Consider the following 18832-nt stretch of genomic DNA (forward strand, 5'->3'; position numbering starts at 1 on the left):
TTAGAATCTGAGCAACGCTTTACCTGGTTTACCGGAAAGCGCATGGGCATAAGCCGCTTCAAATGCATCGAGCGATACCTCAGCCCCAATGCATGCCTCCAGTTTAGACGCCAGTTCGCGATCGCGATTGAGCCACGCCAAAGCCGCCACGAAGTCGTCATAGACATAAATGATAGAGCCATACAGCGTGGCCTCTTTACGCACAAACCGCTGCATCGGAATGGCCGCTTCCTCAGCCATGCCAACGCCAATGATGGAACCGCCCGACGACACGGCAGCAAATGCCGCTTCAACGGATGCACGTGCACCCGCCGCCTCAACCACCACGGAAAAGGCGTCATCCTCAACTTGATCCGGCGTGATCGTATGCACATCTGGCAAAAACGAGCGAATCCAGGTCAGGCGGCTCGGCTGGATATCAGTTACAGTAACCTGAGCGCCCCGAGCTCTGGCAACCATCGCGCATAGTGCCCCTTCCGTCCCGCAACCGCTGACGAGAACCTCTTCACCTTCGCAAATGTGTACTTTGCGCATTGCGTGCACAGCCACCGCAAATGGCTCGACAAGAACCGCCACTCGATCGGGTATTGCTTCCGGTACAGGTACCGCGTACTTGGCTGCAACCACCCATTCGTCAGCAAAGCCACCAGGTACGTTGATGCCAAGCGATTGCTTGTTTCGACAGATGTTTGTCTGGCCCCGCTTACATCTGTCACACTCATTACAAAACGTATTGGGAATGATAACAATGCGATCCCCTGGTACAAACGAAGTCCCATCGCCGGCTTCCGTCACGACAGCAAGTACTTCATGCCCAGGCCGCACCGGGTACACAGCATGTGCAAGATGCCCCTCATATACCTTCAAATCCGATCCACAGATACCACCATACAGCGTGCTAACCCGAAGCTCGCCAGCCTGCAAGGGACGGCTTTCGGAACGAGGCGTGTGCACGAATAACTTTCCAGGCTCCTCCAGAATAAGCTCCCGCACCTGTCCCCACTCCTTCGCTCTTCGTTTCGTCGAGAAGATGACATATGCTCCACCGGCCGGGTACACCGAATGTATCACCAGCTAAAGCGGAGGTCTAATACCGATTGTGACACGCAGGCATGCATACGGGTTATATCTGAGACTCGCCTGCCTGTTACAACCGATTCAAACGATCCCGCTGGATCTTGCACGACTCGGCGTGAATGGCGCGAAATACATCCTGCATGAACTCCCCCCGCAACCCTAACGCAGTCCCCAAGCGAACATAGTTTTCCTGTACCGCGGCGGCCCGCTGCGGCTGATAGACAGACTCAGATGTCGCCTGTTTGCGCGCCCCGATCTCCGCCGACAATGTCAAACGTCTGGCAATACACGCAATCAATTCGCGATCCACTCGGTCAATCTCCCTGCGCAATGTCTCAAGGATGGGATCTGACATCGTATTCACGCCCCCCATTGTACAACACAAAATATCCCCGCCCCTTGAGGGGCGAGGATATGCTCGCGGTACCACCCTGCAAAGGCCTGCCTAAGCAATGGCGTATCACAATAAAAACCCCGCCCCAAGTAGGGACGAGGTCGTCGTGGTACCACCCTATTGCAAAGGCCGCAAGCCTTTTACTTCATTGGGATAACGGAAACGTTAGGCGCTTCCGGCTCGAGCTACAAGCTACCATACCAGTAGTCTTCACTCTGCGGCTCCGAAGTGAACTTCCACTGCCCATCTCAGTTCGGTTTGCACCAACCACCGACTCTCTGTACCGATCCGAACAGGTACTCTCTTCATCCATGCCGTTTCCACGATAGAGTTGTCAGTATAGTCGAAATATATATCGACATCCGCAGATTGTCAATCCCAAAAGCCATCTCAGCTGCGAATGAGGTGATCGAAGGCCCCCAAGGCTGCCGTCGCTCCCGATCCCATGGAGATGATAATCTGCTTATATGGGGCATTGGTACAATCCCCTGCCGCGAATACGCCGGGTATGTTTGTCGCCCCTCGGCTATCGACGACGATTTCACCAATCCGCGTACGTTCCACGACGCCGCCCAGCCACTCGGTATTCGGCACAAGGCCAATCTGAACAAAGACGCCATCCAGATCCATGTGCTTGGTTTCACCTGAACTGCGATCCAGGTACGTGATTCCGTCAACCTTGTCGGTACCGGTGATTTCTTTTGTCTCAACATGGGTGAGCACGGTGACATTGGCCAAGCTGAATAGTCGTTTTTGCAAGACATCGTCGGCCTTAAGCTCCGGCAAGAATTCGAGTACCGTCACATGGCGGGCAAGACCGGCGAGATCAATGGCGGCTTCAATTCCAGAATTCCCTCCGCCAATGACAGCCACGTGCTTTCCTTGAAACAGAGGTCCATCACAGTGCGGGCAGTAAGCGACGCCTTTATTTTTGAACTCCGCTTCTCCTGGCACGCCAAGCGTCCGCCAACGAGCCCCAGTCGCGATAATCACCGCTTTACTCCTCAAGACCGCGCCATTCTCAAGTTCGACTTCAGCAAGCTCGCCCTTTCGCAGCTGTTTTGCGCGTTGCGCTGGAATGATATCCACGTCATAATGCCGCACATGCTCCTCTAAACGAGCAGCGAACGTCGGCCCCTCCGTGTATTTGACACTGATGAAGTTTTCGATCCCCAAGGTGTCCAGAACTTGGCCGCCAAACCGCTCGGCTATCATCCCTGTGCGAATCCCTTTGCGCGCGGCATAAATTGCGGCGCTGGCCCCCGCCGGGCCGCCACCTACCACCAATACGTCGTACGGATCGCGATCCGCTAGATCAACCGGATCCGGATTGCTCCCGAGTTTCGCCAAGATTTCACCAATGGTCATTCGCCCACTTTCAAACCATTCCCCGTTCAAATACACCGCGGGCACCGCCATCACGCTTTTCGCTTCAACTTCCGCCTTGAACGCCGCCCCGTCGATCATCGTGTGCGTAATCCGGGGATGCAAAACGCTCATCGCGTTAAGAGCTTGGACGACATCGGGGCAATTGTGGCAACTCAAGCTTACGTACGTTTCAAAGTGGTATTCGCCCTGCAAGCCTTGAATTTGACGAATCACCGCTTCATCCAGCTTCGGAGTCCGGCCACTCACCTGCAAGAGCGCTAAAACAAGGGAAGTGAATTCGTGACCCAGGGGAACGCCTGCAAACGCAATGCCCGTATCTTCACCGATACGATTGAGCGTGAAACTCGGAGTCCTCGGCAGTGTCGCCTGTTCAACGCGAATATGCTGTGACATGTCTGCCAACTCGTTGACGAGGGACAGCATATCCTTTGACACATCGTCCGATCCTACGCTGACACGGATGACCACGTCCCCCTCCATCAATTGGAGGTACTGCGTCAATTGGCCGCGAATGTCATCATCTAATACCATCACTCGACCTCCTTAAATCTTGCCGACCAGGTCGAGGCTTGGCTTAAGTGTCTTTTCCCCTTCTTTCCATTTCGCCGGACAAACCTCACCGGGGTGGTTGCGCACATATTGTGCAGCCTTGATTTTATTGACAAGCATACTTGCATCGCGACCGATACCGTCAGCATGAATTTCGTACACCTGAATGACACCGTCCGGATCCACAACAAAGGTTCCCCGTTCAGCAATGCCTTGCGATTCAATAAGAACGTCGAAGTTGCGCGATAAGACGTGTGCCGCATCGCTGAGCATGGTGTAGGTAATTTTGCCGATGGCAGGTGACGCATCGTGCCATGCCTTGTGAGTGAAATGCGTGTCTGTAGAAATGGAATACACTTCTACACCGAGTGACTTCAACGTCTCATATTGATCTTGCAAGTCCTCTAATTCCGTTGGACAGACAAATGAGAAGTCTGCCGGATAAAAGCAAAGAACGTTCCACTTCCCCTTCAAATCTGCATCGGTAACTTCAACAAACTCACCATTGCGATATCCCGTAACCTTAAACGGTTTGATCTCAGTTCCTATCAGCGACATGTCATTTCCTCCTTCACATCGTTCACATGTACTTTCGCGCGATCATACCCGTGGACAATCCCGGCGATTCTTAGTAGGCTTAGTTCATATCAACTCCTTGTTGATAATTATTATTAACTTGATTCGATTATAAAGAATGCACTTGGCTTTGTCAAAACACATCTGATACATTGGATGGAGAACAGAAGGGAGGGAAGGTACGTGCACGGACATGCAATCAACAGCGTGCAGTTGCTCAAAGAGGCTGGTCTTCGGGTGACCCCCCAGCGTGAGGTGATTCTGCAGTTCCTGATGGACTACCAGGGACATGCGACAGTCGATGAGATCTATCGGTCCGTTCATCCGACCTTCCCAAGCATGAGTGTTTCGACGGTGTACAACACGGTGAAGAACTTCGCCCAACTCGGCTTGGTCAAAGAGATCACAGTCGGGGATGGACCGAGCCGTTTCGATATCAACGTCAAGCCGCACCATCACCTTGTGTGTGTCAAATGTGGCGCACTCATTGACTTTTATATGGAGGAACAACCGAAGTTCCAATTGCCGCCGGAAGCCACTGGGTTTGAAATCGAAGATTATCATGTCGAGGTCAAAGGAATTTGCCCTGCTTGCCGCGGAAAGTCCGCAGGTTGATGACATTGCCCGTCTTTTGTGGGTAAGAAACTCACACTGTGCTTCCACCGTCGTTGTACGAAAGTCGTAGATGAGGAAATCCCCCGCCGGAGAACCAGCGGGGGATTGTGCATCCTGCGCCTTTTTGGCTTTGGCTCTTTTCGTATCGGTTGTTGCTCATTGGGACAATCATGTTCGGCACAATGCGTCCAAGCGCGTGACACAACGTATTCCTGCCACACGCCAGACAAAGATCGAGTGAACGGAAGCAGCCCGATTTGCGACCCAGAAATTCCTTTAGCTCACCAAATTACTTCGGTTCACCAGGTATTGCGATGGTTTTGACTTGCTCACTGTCCGACGCATTGCCCAGATACCCAAGATTCCAGTTTTGCTCAATCGTACGCAGCAAAGAGTAGTGGTCTGCCCACGTGTTCACCTTGAAGGGGCCAACTGCCGCATTATCCACGATAATCATCGGAACCTGCCCGCCCCCGTATGGGCCGCCGGTCCATGTATAGCCGTTGTCCACCGTGACGCCTTTCGGCAGAATCGGAGCATCCGGACCAGGTGCGGTGAAAATGTCCATTGTGGCCTTGTCCGGCACGGTTCCATAGGGTGGATACTCCGCTTCATCCCACGTGATGTAAATCACGGACTTGCTCGTCTTCCAGCTCTTCGACGAGGTGATTTCCTGTACCAACCGTTGGATCGTCTGATCGCCATCTTTCGCCAATTCCGCGTCGGTCTCCTTGTACGGGGGCGTACCGTGCATGTCGTTGATGAGATTCGGGCTGATGAACGCGAAGTTCGGCACGCGGTTGTTCTGCAGATCCTGTTGCAACTGGGTCAACGGTACTACGTTTTGCAACCGCTTCTGGTTGTCAAGGATATCGGTCATCAACACGAACGGATCGTGCTTGTTCGCGTACAACGCGCCAGTCGGTGTGCTGAGAGACGTAGCGTTGTTATCCCAGTAGCCAGTATACCCGGCATACGGAATGCTCTCCATATAGCCTTTCCAAGTGAGGTGGTGCGCTTCGAGCTGATCGACCAAGTTGGTGTGATCAAAAGTCTGCGAAGGGTCGTCGCTGTTGGTCCCCCAGTTACTTCCGCTCAACAGAGCCACATAGTTGGCCAGACTGTCGTGCGTCACACCAAAATAGTTGCTTTCATAGCCGTCGCGCTGTGCAAGTTCGTTGACATACGGCATGTTGACGTTGCCAAGAATTTGTTGGGCGCCTTCGTTTTCCATCATAATCACGTAAATATGCTGGAATGGTTGCACAGATTCAGATGATCCGTGCACAGTGGATTGGCCCTTAACAGAATTCGCGACACGCTGCGCGGCGTGGGCGGGAAGCGCAACCGCTCCAACGAGCAGCGCGGCAACACCTGCGGTAGAAAACCAAACCGATCTTATCTTCATCAGCAGCCCCTCCCAAATTTCGTTCGTGGATGACACCGCCCTACACCCAGGGATATTAGCCGCCTGATATGAAGATGTCATGTGGCTTGGATTGAAGTTTTGTAAAGGATATTTTCGTAAAGGTTGTTGCTAACAGCCCATGTGTTTGAATAGACTTCATATACCTTGGCTCAGGAAAAGCGTACTGTACCCGCTTCAAACTGGGCGGGTTTTTCCAGCTTGGCTCAATTCATCAAACAACCTTCGTATACGTCTTACCACCGCGCTCAAATCGCTCCCTGGACATACTGTGTCGGGTATTATGTATTCAAAAGGCAACATCTATACGGAAACAGCTGCCCAGTCCGTCACCGACTTTCTTTGGGATTCGAAACGTAACGTTCATACCACTGTTCAAACTCGTTGGCCACAATCCTCTCACTCGTGAATCCATCCGATAGGTTTGACGCCAAGAACACAATCGGCTCTGCCATCACTTCTGGGTATAGCAAAGGAGATGTAAGCTTCGCCTTCATGTCTTCCGGAATCATGCCGGTTTCCGTTGCACCGCCCGGTAACAGCATATTGACCGTAATCCCGTGCGGCAACAAATCTTCCGCCATAATGTACGACAGGGACTCCGCCCCGGCACGAGACGGCCCATACGGGACAAAACCCCGCCGGCGCATCGTCGCGTGGTTCATACTGATGTTAATGATCTTCCCGTGGCCCTGCGCCACCATCATCGGTGCAAAACCACGGGCCACCAGAAAGTAGCCGGTCAGATTTGTGTCGATTACGTCACGAAATCCGTCCGGCGTAACTTCATAGAAAGGCAGCGGTTCGACCATAAAGCGAGGATTGACCGTTCGCATGCCAATCCCGGCGTTGTTCACGAGGACATCGAGGCTCCCCCACGTTTCTCTTACCCACGTGACCGCGTCACTCACCGAATCCTCAGAGCGAACGTCCATCGGCAGCTTGTGCGCGTCGTATCCCACATCAACAAGGCGTTTCACTTCGCTGTCCAGTTTGGAACTTTGTCGTGCGGCCAAGGCGACTGAAGCCCCTGCACGTAACAATGCTTCGCTCATGGCAAGGCCGAGGCCACTGGAAGCGCCGGTCACAAGAATGCGGACTCCTGTCAAACTGATGGGTTCCATCTCGGATAGCTCCTCACTGTGATTTACGTCGATGATGTCGTCGGTCGTTCGTAAACGCCCCAATTGTCGGACGGATGGGCCTAATTACATGGTCTGTGTGCTATCATACCCAAGAAAATTGCCAATATCTCATCTACAGTGCCTCTGTAGCGCCCATCCGTATAAACCTGAAGGGGCATATGTGGCCAAATGCAACTTATTGTAGCATCTGGAGATTATCATCGCCCTCGCCACTCAACCAAGTTCGGTCAGCCTATCGACAAGTTTACCAGGGTTGAAAATCCCCAAAGGATCGAGCATGCGTTTTATATCCTGCATGATGGCCAGGGCAGGGCCATGCTCCGCCTGTTGGTATGCACGCTTGCCAAGGCCTACGCCGTGTTCCCCTGTGCACGTGCCACCAACCGAGAGGGCAAACTCCACCACATGGTGGGAAAAGTCTTCGGCGCGCCTCAAATCGTCCGGATCGTTCGTATCTACCATGACGCCGACATGGAAGTTGCCATCACCCACGTGCCCAATGATCCCGCCGCGGATTTGCAGGCGCTCCATCCACGACTCCGCAACTGCGATGGCCTCTGGTAGCTGGGAAATCGGGACACAAACATCCGTGCTCATGTGAAACAACCCTGGGTAGGAACGCATCAGCGCATAAGCAGCATTGTGCCGCGCGGTCCACAACTGGCGTCGATCCTCCTCTGACTGCACAGCTCGAAACTGCGCACAACCCTCGTCGCGCAGGATGGCCTCCACCAGCTCCGTATCCGCCTGAACACTGGCTTCAGAACCTGACAATTCGAGGAACAATGTCGGTGTCTCCGCGTACTGTGTACCTAGCTGCTTATTGATAACCTCCATGTATTGGCGACTCACCAACTCACATCGCGTGAGCAACAAGCCCGTCCCAAGCAAGGTGCAGACAGCTTGTACAGCCGCTTGAACGCTGCCAAATTCCGCTGCAGCGGCGACTGTGCGCTCCGGTATGCCATATAACCTCAGCCACAGTTTGCTAAACACGCCCAGTGTCCCTTCCGACCCCACAAACAACTCGGTCAGATGATAGCCTGAACTCGACTTGGCGGCGAGCGATCCGGTCTGTATGACGCGTCCATCAGCCAACACGACCTCCAAGCTCCGCACGTTGTCCTTCATGCCGCCGTAGCGAACGGTCGTCGTGCCGCTGGCGTTGGTGGCCGCCATGCCACCCAGTGTGGCGTTTGCACCGGGATCGACCGGAAAAAAGAGTCCATACGGCCGCAAGGCCTCATGTAAGGCGCGTCGCGTGACACCCGGTTCGACACAGACAAGAAAATCGTTGGGCCGTACTTCGATCACGCGATTCATTCGTGTCAAATCAAGCGAAATGCCGCCATCAACCGGAATCACGTGCCCCTCCAAGCCAGACCCAGCGCCAAACGGCACAATCGGTACACGGTGCTCGCGGGCAAACCGCACCGTCTGACAAATATCATCGAGCGATTCTGCAAATACCACCGCATCAGGAAGGTGCTCTGGATGATACGACTCGTCCCGCGCATGTGCCCGCCGCACGCTCTCGCCCCGGCTCACCTTGTCCGCGCCTAACAACCTCTGCAGCGACTCCCAGTCTACACTCACTCCGTCTCACGCCTTTCCTTGTGACACTCTCCAACGACATTCACGAACACAGCGCTTCCTGTTCAAAAAAACACGTTCATCAATTCTTCTACAGAACCATTCTCGAACCCTGGGTCTTTTAATATAATAATTCGAGAGTGGAAATATTACTGATGTCATTAACAAGAGGTGATCAGGATGACCGGCACCCCCCAAATGGGTAAACCGCACATCGTAGAGCCAACCGAAACACCCCGGCCGTTCTTGAAAGCGCTTATATCCATTGCCTTGGTATGGGCGTTTGACGCGATGGACTTCTCCATCTTGACGTTTGTTCTCATTGATATTATCAAAGATTATCATGTACCGCTGACACTGGCTGCCGCTGTTTCGTCCGCCACCACGTTTGCGCGGCTCGGCGGTGGCTTTCTGGGCGGACTGTTGGGCGATGCCGCCGGGCGTAAAATTGGCCTCATCATCTCGATCCTATGGTTCAGCGTGTTCGAGTGTCTCACCGGCTTTTCCATCGGATTCGCACTGTTGTTCGTCGTTCGCATCCTTTATGGCATCGGCATGGGCGGGATGTATGCCAACGGCACGCCGATGCTGATGGAAATGATGCCTGCCAAGTGGCGCGGCCTCGCATCCGGCTTGATGCAATCAGGCTTCTCGTTTGGCTATATTTTCGCAGCAATCCTGTATCGCCTGTGGTATTCCGATCTCGGTTGGCACAATCTGTTCTTTATCGCCTGTGTTCCAGCCGTTCTCGTGGCCATCTACATCTGGCGCACCTTACCCGAATCCCGCCGTTGGAAGCAAGCTCAAGCCACGCAGAATAAGCGCATACCCATTTCTTCTATCTTTGGCAAAGGCCGTACGTGGAACACCCTCCACGCCACACTCATCGCGATCATCGCCTTTAGCGTCACCTATCCCATCAACACGTTCTACGCGACACTGCTCAAAGAAGACGGCCACTTCTCGACTGCCGTTGTCGCCAATACCATCATCATTCTGAACGTCGCCGGTATTCTCGGCAACCTGATTGGCGGTTGGGTTTCAGATGCCATCGGTCGCCGCTTGACGCTCGTGATTGCCTCGATTGGCACGGCCGCAAGCTCATTTGTCTTTTTGCACATCGCGAACCAAGCCGATCGCGACATCTTTACGTTCCTGATTGGATTTTTCTCGATTGGGGGCGTATGGTCAGTGATCCCGACGTATTTGGCCGAGCACTTCCCCACTGGCGTTCGCTCGACGGGCCAAGGCACCACGTATCATATCGGTGCGGCACTCGGAGGTGCCGTTGTTCCATTGATTGTATCCGGAATGGCCAATTCCGTTGGGGGACTCGCTGCGGCGATGACCTATTCCGTCGCGATCGCGTCCCTTCTTGTGATCATCTTTGCGTCCCTATGGCGTGAATCAAAAGGCGAAGTGTTGGAGTAAACGCTTTCGTACATCGTATCGCGATCTCCCGCTGTGCTCAGGAGGCATTGCGCATGACAAGCACAGCGGGGTGCAGCAAACCAGCGATCATACGAGCGACATCATTTCAGCATGAAGTTCTTCGTACATCGATGCTTCTGACAAGGCAATATACCTTCCTGTTTCATACATCAGACGCAGTTCATCCGGTGCTGTGTGACGCTGTAAGATCTGTTTGCACAATTCGTAATGCCGAGGCTCGTGCTCGTCGGCATGAACCTGCCAGAACAGGCTGTTCACAGCCCCCTCCGCCTGGTAATGTGGGTGCAAGACCCCTTCCCCAATGCGCGCCATAACCGCACCCGCAAAAAGTTCCGATCCGAGTCCCACCGCAGCCATGGCTTGTAGCGGCGTCGCCTCTCGGAAGAACTGAATGAAGGTGTCAATGGCTGTTTCCACTGCAGGTGACATCGGGACATCCGGTATGCCGTGCCGATCCAACTTGGCATCTGGCACCACCGACTTTAAAAAGGTCAGATACAATTTTTCGTGTGCCCTGCCAGATTCGCCGCGTCCGGCCTCATCCCATAGATTGTCTGCCACAGGAACCCACCATTCGTCAATGGGAGGCATGGCCGCAATGGCGGCTCCGAGCACGCGAGGAAAATGCCGACTGTAATAGCCATACTGAAGCGCGAAATAACGAAGCTGAACGTTGTTATAGTTGCCGCTGCACAGCGTTTGCAGGAAGCTCCCTTGAAAGAAGTGCTCGTCTACCAAGGCAAGCATGCTCTGTTCTACGTCTTCATACGTGGAGAATTGCCGATTCATGACCTGCACGTCGTACCTGCCTTTCCGTCTTGGATGACTCTCCATGATGTTCCTACTAAAAACGACCCCGAAAGCATACGAAATCTAGCCGTCAAAGGTCAAGAGAACGTCGCCCACAGAGATACGAAACATGGCACCTCGCGGGACAAGCGAAGTGCCATGCCGGAACGTGACGCATCCGTACAGGAAAAGGGACCTCAACGTCGTGTCAAAGCAGATCGGAACCAGTGGATGGTAAGCAATACAGCGACGCTTACCAAACTTAAAACAAGCTGTGAGACATCCCCTTTGTGAAAGACCATCGAGATCATGACCGCCACCATGCCAGCAATGCAAAGATAGGTGAGATACGGATAAAACCACATCTTGACTGGGAGTTCTACGCGATCGCGATTCAACTGGCGACGCAGCCGAAGTTGTGAACAGGCAATGAGCAAGTAGATAAACAGACCGACCGCACCGGACGAGTTTAAGAGAAACAAGAACACGTGCTGTGGCGAGACGTAGTCCATGATGATGGACAGGTACCCCACAATGGTGCACACAAGGATCGCACGTACGGGTACGCCGCGCCGATTCACACGCAAGAGATTCTTGGGTGCATTCCCCTGATGAGCTAGGGCAAACAACATGCGCGAAGCGGTATAAAGCCCAGAGTTCAAGCAGGATAGAACCGCTGTGATGACGACGACATCCATGGCCGAAGCGACACCGGGTACTCCTAACAGTTTCAACGCGTTGACGTAGGGGCTCGCCAAGGCCTTCGGATCGTTCCACGGCAAGATGGTCACAATGAGAAAGATAGATAAAACATAGAAGACCAGGACCCGCCAAATGACGGAATTGGTGGCCCGGGCAACGGATCGCGCGGGTTCTTTGGACTCGGCCGCGGCAATAGTTACAATTTCTGAGCCGAAAAATGAAAAGATGAGCGTGGTCACGCTCGAAAAGAGCGCCCCTACACCAAACGGTATGAAGCCACCATGTTTGGTCAAATTGGAAAAATTGAGATGAGCGTGCGGCCAAAGTCCGAGGACAAACAATGCGCCCAGCACGATGAAAACGACGATCGCCGCGACTTTGATAAAGGCGAACCAATACTCAAACTCGCCGTACGATCGCACGGAAAAGACGTTGGTCAGTGTCAATATGACAAGCAAGGCCAAGGATAACAGCCACAGTGGGACGCCAGGAAGCACCCAGTTGTGCAAGGTCAAGGCGCCTGCGGTAGCCTCAACGGCGACGACAATGACCCAGAAGTACCAGTACAGCCAGCCAATGAGAAATCCCGCCCACTCTCCAAGCGCGATCCGGCCATACTCTGCAAACGATCCCACGGATGGTCTCGCCACCGCCATTTCACCAAGCATGCGCATAATGAAAATGACCAGCAGACCGGCCATCGCGTAGGAAATGATGGCCGCGGGACCTGTCGCTTGAATCACGGCACCGCTTCCCACAAACAATCCAGCGCCGATCACGCCGCCCAGCGAGATCATGGTCATGTGCCGCATACGCAGACTTTGTTGTAGTGTTCCCGACGCATGTTCAGACTCAGTTCGCATCGCCAATGCACTCACCCTCTCCATCCAGCGCAACGCCACTGGGTTTGGTGAACCACTTTACGCTCTGACGAGTGATTTCAATACGAAGGAAACATTCGCAGGCCGCTCGGCCAACCTGCGCATAAAGTACCCATACCAGTCTTCTCCAAAGGGAACGTATACACGTACGCGATACCCTTCCTGTGCCAATGACTCTTGCAATTGTGGACGGATACCATAGAGCATCTGAAATTCCCAAACCGATTGCGGGATATTGTGCTCTCTTACAAACGCTTTCACCCAATCGATGATCCGTTCATCATGGGTGGCCACGGCAGTCGGGCAGTGTGCCTCAAGTTGGGCGGCAATCATACGCTTATAGTTTTCATCGACGTCCCGTTTCTCTGGATATGCGACGCTCGCAGGTTCCTTATATGCACCTTTGACCAAGCGAAGGTTTGGCTGCAAAGACCGCAGTGCAGCCAAATCGTCCATGCTTTTATACAGATACGCTTGGATCACAGTTCCGATTGCATGGGATCCAAATTCATCGCATAAAGCACGGTACATGTGCAGGGTCTTCTCGTTGCGCGCATAGTCCTCCATATCAATTCGAACAAAACGACCGATCTCGCGCGCTTGACGAACAATCCTTCGCATGTTTTCGTGGCATAGTTCCTCCGAGATATCCAAACCCAACTGCGTCAACTTCACCGATAGATAGACATCACCGGTTTCATTTTCCGTTGCCTGTAGCGTGCGTACACAAAACTCCGCTGCCGCTATGGCCTCTTCGCGATTGTCGACAAACTCGCCCAAATGATCGAGCGCTGTGGCCAATCCCTTGCTTTGCAGCATGCGGACGGCCCTGACGGCGTCCTCAATCGTCTCGCCTGGAACAAACCGCGAAGCACCCAGCCGCGGCCCGAAGCGGCGTGCCATACGCTCGACCTTGCGATTTTGCGATAGCTGTAAGAGTGTGCTGCGCATCCACTGCTCCATGGCCATTCCTCCGTTTCTCCAAGAAACGTCTGTTCTTGTGTTTCATTTTTGGACATATCGATCAGAAAGTTGACACACCAAGCGTATCGTGGTTTCATTTTAGACACACACATGTGAAAGCGCAATACATGGATATCATGGGGGTACATGTACAAGAGACATCGCTGTATTCATGCAGCATCTGCTGTGTCTCTCGATATGCTGCGCCTAGTACAAGTGCCTGGTTCAATGTGGGAGAGGAAGCGAACGATGGGCAATTTCATGCAGTGCGTACCTGGCCCATACGACTTAACGGAACCCGTTCTCAATCTCATTCACGACGCCATTACCGCCATCAATACGGAGGGTATGGTCACCGTCTGGAATGCCGCCGCACAGGCCCTTTACGGGATCGCGGAAGAGGAGATTTTAGGGCACTCCATCGGCGAATTCTTCCCAGCTGAGTCCATCATGTTGTTCAACGTGATGCGCACAGGAGAATCTCTGCACCAGGTCTATCATCAACCGCGATCCGACGTCCATGTCTTCATTTCCGCCGAGCCCCTATATGACACGGACGGCGAACTGATTGGCGCCGTGGCCGTCGAGCAGGATATCACCCACCTCGTGCGCATGAGCGGAGAGCAGATGCGGACGGCAGTTCAAAAAATCGACGCGAATGACGGACCTTACATAGGCCCGTCAACACAAACCATCCTACAGTTGCTCACGCACACGCCTCTGCTCGGCCATCACGCGCCCATTTTACTGATGGGTGAACCTGGTACTGGAAAACGCACCATTGCTCACACTGTGCTTTGGCAGCTGCGGCAAGATGGCCCCTTTGTCCCAATAGCCTGTAATGCGATTCCGCCCGCCCTCGCGGATGTGGAACTATTCGGATTTCAAGGAGGATTGCTGGCCGGGGAATCCGAAGGTCGCATCGGTCGGCTCGAACAGGCCGCCGGTGGCACATTGTACCTCGCGAACGTGCACGCGCTGCCCCCGCCCGCCCAGCGAGCCCTGGCCAAGGCCCTGCGCGTTGGCTCCTTTTCACGCGTGGGAAGCGCTGATCGCAAACCGATCAACTGCCACGTGATCGCGTCCGCAGTGCCCGGTACCAAGCTCGATCCGGCGCTGGAATGTGTCCTGCATCGAATTGATGTGTTACCTCTGCGCGATCGCAAAGAGGAAATTTCGGGGTTTTGTCAATTTTTCTTATCGCGTCTCGCACGAGAAATGGGACGCCCGGTCCCAACTCTCTCGGATGAAGTGCTGGCCCTGTTGCGGGCCTATGACTGGCCAGGCAATGTGGCCGAACTGGAGCAAACGATGCGACACGCAGTCACGGTGTGCCAAGGCAGCACACTGATGAAGGAAGATCTTCCGACCGCGCTCGCGCAGGGATCTCTGGCGCAGTTTACCGGAGATGCTACCCCGCTCGCCGTCGTCTCGCGCGCAGCTGAACGCACTCGCATTGAAGAAGCGTTGAAGCAGAGCAAAGGCAACAAAACCATTGCTGCGCGATTGCTTGGTATTTCTCGCGGAGCACTGTACTACAAAATGAAACAGTACCATCTCGACACCGAGTGAGTTTCATGATTCTACCCAGCCAATCCTTCTGTATGAGCTATCTCAATCCACTAAGGAGGTTTTCATATGTTACCAGAATTCCGCAATGAGCCATTCAGCCGTTTTTCCAATCCCGAAGTCCGTGCGCAGATGCTTGCGGCCCTGGAAGCCGTCAAACACGAACACGACGTTGTCTATCCGCTCTACATTGATGGTGAAGCGATCACGACCGCGAACGTGATCGAATCCCTCAATCCGTCGCGCAAGGAGCAAGTGATTGGCCGCGTTCACGAAGGAACGGCCGAGCACGCTGAACGCGCCATTGCAGGAGCTGCACGCGCCTTTACATCGTGGAGCAAGAAGTCGTTCGAAGAACGGGCACGCTATTTGTTCAAGGCCGCAGCTATTATGCGGCGACGCAAGTTTGAGTTATCCGCGACCATGGTGTTGGAAGCAGGAAAGACGTGGGCAGAGGCCGATGCAGACACCGCGGAAGCGATTGATTTCCTGGAATTTTATGCGCGAGAGGCCATGCGCCTAGGTGCGCCTCAGCCATTGACACGCATTCGCGAAGAAGACAATGAACTCTACTATATTCCGCTTGGTGTGGGCGCTATCATCACGCCTTGGAACTTCCCTCTCGCCATTCTGACCGGTATGACCACATCGGCCATCGTCGCAGGCAACACGGTCGTCTTAAAGCCTGCTATGCAAACGCCGGTGATCGCAGCTAAGTTTATGGAAGTCATGAAAGAGGCGGGCGTCCCAGCCGGCGTCATCCAGTTCGTTCCAGGTGCAGGTGAGACGGTCGGTGAGACGCTGGTGGATCACCCGCAAACCCGGTTCATTTCATTCACCGGATCACGCCGCGTCGGTTGCCGAATCTATGAGCGGGCAGCGAAAGTGCAACCGGGGCAAATTTGGTTGAAGCGCGTGATCGCAGAAATGGGCGGCAAAGACGCCATCGTGGTCGACGAGCACGCCGATCTCGACGACGCTGCCCGGCAGATTGTCGCTTCCGCATTCAATTTCGCGGGACAGAAGTGCTCAGCCTGCAGCCGGGCGATTCTGCACGAAGCGATTTACGACGAGATGGTGGACCGCCTGCTTGCCATCACGAAGGATTTGCGTATCGGCGATGCGGAAAGCCCGGACAGCCATGTCGGTCCGGTGATTGACGAGGGAGCGTTCCAAAAAGTGCTATCGTACATCGAGATTGGGCAAGGCGAAGGTACCTTGCTTTGTGGTGGTAAGCAAGCAAGCCCGGATGGCTATTTCATCGAGCCAACCATCTTTGGGGATGTGCGGCCAACGGCGCGCATTGCCCAAGAAGAAATCTTTGGACCTGTGCTCGCGCTCATCAAGGCACGCACGTTTGAGGAGGCCATTGATATCGCCAATGATACCGATTATGGGCTGACGGGATCCGTGTTCAGTCGCGACCGGGATCATTTGGAATACGCCCGTGTCAACTTCCAGGTGGGCAACCTTTACTTCAACCGCAAGTCCACCGGCGCGCTTGTCGGGGTCCATCCTTTTGGCGGATTCAACATGTCCGGCACCGATTCCAAGGCGGGCGGACGCGACTACCTGCTGCAATTCACCCAAGCGAAGGCCGTATCGGAGCGGTTGTGAGGCTTCAATCCCCCCAACGTAATATGGTGGAAGGCCGCTGGATGGCTGCCTTCCCCTCAAAAATCATTGATGACACATACATTTCCGCGACGTTTAAGCGGTCAACTGTCCAACCAATCATGGATTTATGCATTTGACGAGCTGATTGAATACGTCACGTACAGCTCGGTCATCACTTCTCCGGCCTGATTCCCGTTGTTATACACAAGTTGCAGACCAGGCACGGACGGGCTCGTTGAATATGGACCGGTAAGCGGCTGTACGCCACCACTGGGCATAACTGTAGAAATCGCGTTCACAGATCCAAGTTGCACACCCGCCTCGTTTGCTAATGTCGCAGCTTGAGCGTGCGCGCTATTTAAAGCCGCCTGATAGAGCCTTGGCCATAGTGCATCTGGGTCGAGTGGTACCACCTGATCGCTCATGAAGCCATTTTGCAAGAAACTCGGGCTGTAACTTCCTAAGCTGGCGATCACATGAGGGACTTGACCGGCGCTAGGTACGATCACATTCAGTTGCAGATTCGTCTGCGCCCCGGAATTGCCCTCGTTAAACGAGGGTGTCGTGAACTGAATATCCCCATTGGAAATCCCAACTTGCTTCAATGTGGTTCGCATGTGCTGCTCAAGAATCGACACATCCTTCATTTCCGCCGTAACCGATGAGTCTGTGACGGTCATCGCATAGGTGATGTCGGTCACCGGATTTGGTATTGGCAGCGTCGCAACGCCCTCGACGGTCATGGTGTCAGGTGCTAACACGTTGGCTGTATTTGTCGAGGGATCGGGTGCCCCCATGGCCCATGCGTTTCCCGTCAAGGCTCCCAGGAGCGCAATCCCAGAGCCGATCGCGATAAACGTTCGAGATGGCCAGCCCCTTCCCCTTGTAGCACCCGTCGTTTTCACCCATTTTCTCATTTCGTCAGCACGCCCCTCGTCAGAGTAGTATGAATCTACACTCGTTTGACGAAGGCCATGGCCAGAACGTGACAAATGATTGTCATCGCTGCAGGCGTCTCTCTATCCACCTATAAATATCGGTGTAAACTTGTTCACGGCCGATCTCGTTCAATAACTCATGGCGAGCATCGGTGTATAATTTGTAATCGATGTTCAATACACCCGCCCGTTGCAGTGCTGCTCTAAGCTTCTGTACGCCACGGCCAAAGTTGCCAACCGGATCGCGCGTACCGGAGATGAGTAGAAATGGCAGACTTTCAGGAACTTGAACCATTTGCTTGGGTTGCTCTACGATTTGCAACCCACAGAAATAATCATGGAAGAACCCAGCTGTGTGCACATGACCGCACAGTGGGTCTGCCAAATATGCGTCGACTTGTGTAGTATCTCGACTGAGCCAATCCATTTCTGTTCGATTAGGACGGAACGCCTTGTTGAAACCACCAAAGGTTAGCCGATGAAGAAAAGGACTCGGTTCCCTGCGCCCTCGCTTCGCCACCTCGCGTACAGCAAGCCACGAAGCTAGCATGAGTATTGGTCTCGAAAACCACCCCGATCCGCATAGAATCACACCCGCAAGCCGTTCTCCGAACTGTTGGATGTAACGAAGCGACAACGAAGATCCCATACTGTGTCCAAACAAAAAGATGGGAACGCCCGGGTAATCTTCTTCAATCCGTTTGGTCACCACTTCGATATCGCGCACAACCTTCTCGAACCCATCGTGATCGGCGAAATACCCAAGTATGCCATGTTGCGTTCCTGTTCGACCGTGGCCGCGATGATCGTGTCCATAGACGACGATACCCTGACTCACGAGGAACTGCGCAAAGGCATCGTAACGAGCTATGTGCTCAGCCATGCCGTGAGCAATCTGCACCACTGCGCGTGGTGCAGATCGATCTTCGGGAGACCAGGTGCAGCCGTAAATCTGGGTACTGTCATCTGACCCTATGGAGAACTCTGAAAACACAAATTATCCCTCCTCACTATTGAGATTTACATCCTTGGCACCATTTCTGGGAGGTCGGGTAGAGCCGTTCTCGACTACCACCACATCGAGGTGCTTCTTGGGCCCTATCAAATGTGTCATTGAACAGCTTAACCCTGGTCGTTCACCAACCAACTTTCCGAAG

Annotated in this window: 16 protein-coding genes and 1 other annotated feature; of the genes, 4 read left to right on the top strand and 12 right to left on the bottom strand. The window is 53.8% G+C overall.

The genetic code is table 11. The features are described 5' to 3' along the window. From C7445_RS09065 to ahpC, 4 genes are all read right to left on the bottom strand, one after another. On the bottom strand, positions 1–993 hold the full coding sequence (locus C7445_RS09065; RefSeq protein WP_134159750.1) for a zinc-dependent alcohol dehydrogenase: 993 nt from the start codon (positions 991–993) through the stop codon (positions 1–3). A gap of 154 nt (positions 994–1147) precedes the next feature. After that, complete coding sequence (locus C7445_RS09070) at positions 1148–1432, bottom strand: chorismate mutase (RefSeq protein WP_166669068.1); 285 nt, start codon at positions 1430–1432, stop codon at positions 1148–1150. Between the two features lie 127 nt (positions 1433–1559). Beyond that, positions 1560–1792 (bottom strand) — a binding site (T-box leader). A 69-nt stretch (positions 1793–1861) separates the two neighbouring features. Continuing rightward, complete coding sequence (gene ahpF, locus C7445_RS09075) at positions 1862–3391, bottom strand: alkyl hydroperoxide reductase subunit F (protein ID WP_134159752.1); 1530 nt, start codon at positions 3389–3391, stop codon at positions 1862–1864. Positions 3392–3403: 12 nt separating this feature from the next. Then, on the bottom strand, positions 3404–3967 hold the full coding sequence (gene ahpC / locus C7445_RS09080; RefSeq protein ID WP_134159753.1) for an alkyl hydroperoxide reductase subunit C: 564 nt from the start codon (positions 3965–3967) through the stop codon (positions 3404–3406). Between the two features lie 201 nt (positions 3968–4168). On the opposite strand from ahpC, the gene C7445_RS09085 reads away from it, so the two are divergent. After that, a complete protein-coding gene (locus C7445_RS09085; RefSeq protein ID WP_243835091.1) occupies positions 4169–4600 on the top strand; it encodes a Fur family transcriptional regulator in 432 nt (143 codons plus the stop codon). Between the two features lie 289 nt (positions 4601–4889). Here the strand turns inward: C7445_RS09085 and C7445_RS09090 are convergent, their stop codons facing one another. The 3 genes from C7445_RS09090 to C7445_RS09100 all read right to left on the bottom strand — a co-directional run bounded on the left by C7445_RS09090 (position 4890) and on the right by C7445_RS09100 (position 8767). After that, on the bottom strand, positions 4890–6008 hold the full coding sequence (locus C7445_RS09090; protein WP_134159755.1) for an alkaline phosphatase family protein: 1119 nt from the start codon (positions 6006–6008) through the stop codon (positions 4890–4892). 347 nt (positions 6009–6355) lie between these two features. After that, positions 6356–7150 carry an SDR family NAD(P)-dependent oxidoreductase gene (locus tag C7445_RS09095; RefSeq protein WP_134159756.1) on the bottom strand — a complete coding sequence of 265 codons (795 nt, stop codon included), beginning with the start codon at positions 7148–7150 and terminating at the stop codon, positions 6356–6358. A gap of 234 nt (positions 7151–7384) precedes the next feature. Beyond that, positions 7385–8767, bottom strand: coding sequence for an FAD-binding oxidoreductase (locus C7445_RS09100; RefSeq protein WP_134159757.1), 1383 nt, complete (start codon positions 8765–8767; stop codon positions 7385–7387). A gap of 177 nt (positions 8768–8944) precedes the next feature. Here C7445_RS09100 and C7445_RS09105 point away from each other — a divergent pair, with 177 nt between their 5' ends. Beyond that, on the top strand, positions 8945–10195 hold the full coding sequence (locus C7445_RS09105) for an MFS transporter (RefSeq protein ID WP_243835092.1): 1251 nt from the start codon (positions 8945–8947) through the stop codon (positions 10193–10195). Between the two features lie 87 nt (positions 10196–10282). Here the strand turns inward: C7445_RS09105 and C7445_RS09110 are convergent, their stop codons facing one another. The 3 genes from C7445_RS09110 to C7445_RS09120 form a co-directional block, all read right to left on the bottom strand. Then, positions 10283–11050 (bottom strand): iron-containing redox enzyme family protein, encoded by a 768-nt coding sequence (locus C7445_RS09110; RefSeq protein WP_243835093.1) that lies wholly within the window; start codon positions 11048–11050, stop codon positions 10283–10285. 152 nt (positions 11051–11202) lie between these two features. After that, positions 11203–12594: an amino acid permease gene (locus C7445_RS09115; RefSeq protein ID WP_134159758.1), complete on the bottom strand. Its 1392-nt coding sequence runs from the start codon at positions 12592–12594 to the stop codon at positions 11203–11205. Between the two features lie 33 nt (positions 12595–12627). Further along, entirely contained in the window at positions 12628–13551 is a 924-nt protein-coding gene (locus tag C7445_RS09120; RefSeq protein ID WP_134159759.1) for a proline dehydrogenase family protein, read from the bottom strand. Between the two features lie 249 nt (positions 13552–13800). Between C7445_RS09120 and C7445_RS09125 the strand changes: the two genes are divergently transcribed. Continuing rightward, on the top strand, positions 13801–15123 hold the full coding sequence (locus tag C7445_RS09125) for a sigma 54-interacting transcriptional regulator (RefSeq protein WP_166669069.1): 1323 nt from the start codon (positions 13801–13803) through the stop codon (positions 15121–15123). A 66-nt stretch (positions 15124–15189) separates the two neighbouring features. Then, positions 15190–16737, top strand: a complete 1548-nt coding sequence (gene pruA / locus C7445_RS09130) for an L-glutamate gamma-semialdehyde dehydrogenase (protein ID WP_134159761.1) — start codon at positions 15190–15192, stop codon at positions 16735–16737. A gap of 125 nt (positions 16738–16862) precedes the next feature. Here pruA and C7445_RS09135 read toward each other — a convergent pair whose 3' ends face one another. Together C7445_RS09135 and C7445_RS09140 are read right to left on the bottom strand one after the other, a co-directional pair. Further along, a complete protein-coding gene (locus tag C7445_RS09135; RefSeq protein WP_134159762.1) occupies positions 16863–17654 on the bottom strand; it encodes an SIMPL domain-containing protein in 792 nt (263 codons plus the stop codon). An 82-nt stretch (positions 17655–17736) separates the two neighbouring features. Continuing rightward, a complete protein-coding gene (locus tag C7445_RS09140) occupies positions 17737–18669 on the bottom strand; it encodes an alpha/beta hydrolase (protein WP_134159763.1) in 933 nt (310 codons plus the stop codon). Between the last annotated feature and the right edge of the window lie 163 nt (positions 18670–18832).

Origin of the sequence: Alicyclobacillus sacchari, assembly GCF_004366795.1 — a bacterium.
Classification (GTDB): Bacteria; Bacillota; Bacilli; order Alicyclobacillales; family Alicyclobacillaceae; genus Alicyclobacillus; species Alicyclobacillus sacchari.

Bases quoted from the DNA above. Each gene is read 5' to 3' on its own strand.
- C7445_RS09115 (WP_134159758.1), bottom strand. From the start codon at position 12,594: ATGGAGAGGGTGAGTGCATTGGCGATGCGAACTGAGTCTGAACATGCG.
- C7445_RS09120 (WP_134159759.1), bottom strand. From the start codon at position 13,551: ATGGAGCAGTGGATGCGCAGCACACTCTTACAGCTATCGCAAAATCGC.
- ahpC (WP_134159753.1), bottom strand. From the start codon at position 3,967: ATGTCGCTGATAGGAACTGAGATCAAACCGTTTAAGGTTACGGGATAT.
- ahpF (WP_134159752.1), bottom strand. From the start codon at position 3,391: ATGGTATTAGATGATGACATTCGCGGCCAATTGACGCAGTACCTCCAA.
- C7445_RS09095 (WP_134159756.1), bottom strand. From the start codon at position 7,150: ATGGAACCCATCAGTTTGACAGGAGTCCGCATTCTTGTGACCGGCGCT.
- C7445_RS09125 (WP_166669069.1), top strand. From the start codon at position 13,801: ATGGGCAATTTCATGCAGTGCGTACCTGGCCCATACGACTTAACGGAA.
- C7445_RS09105 (WP_243835092.1), top strand. From the start codon at position 8,945: ATGACCGGCACCCCCCAAATGGGTAAACCGCACATCGTAGAGCCAACC.
- C7445_RS09070 (WP_166669068.1), bottom strand. From the start codon at position 1,432: ATGTCAGATCCCATCCTTGAGACATTGCGCAGGGAGATTGACCGAGTG.
- pruA (WP_134159761.1), top strand. From the start codon at position 15,190: ATGTTACCAGAATTCCGCAATGAGCCATTCAGCCGTTTTTCCAATCCC.
- C7445_RS09135 (WP_134159762.1), bottom strand. From the start codon at position 17,654: ATGAGAAAATGGGTGAAAACGACGGGTGCTACAAGGGGAAGGGGCTGG.
- C7445_RS09090 (WP_134159755.1), bottom strand. From the start codon at position 6,008: ATGAAGATAAGATCGGTTTGGTTTTCTACCGCAGGTGTTGCCGCGCTG.
- C7445_RS09110 (WP_243835093.1), bottom strand. From the start codon at position 11,050: ATGGAGAGTCATCCAAGACGGAAAGGCAGGTACGACGTGCAGGTCATG.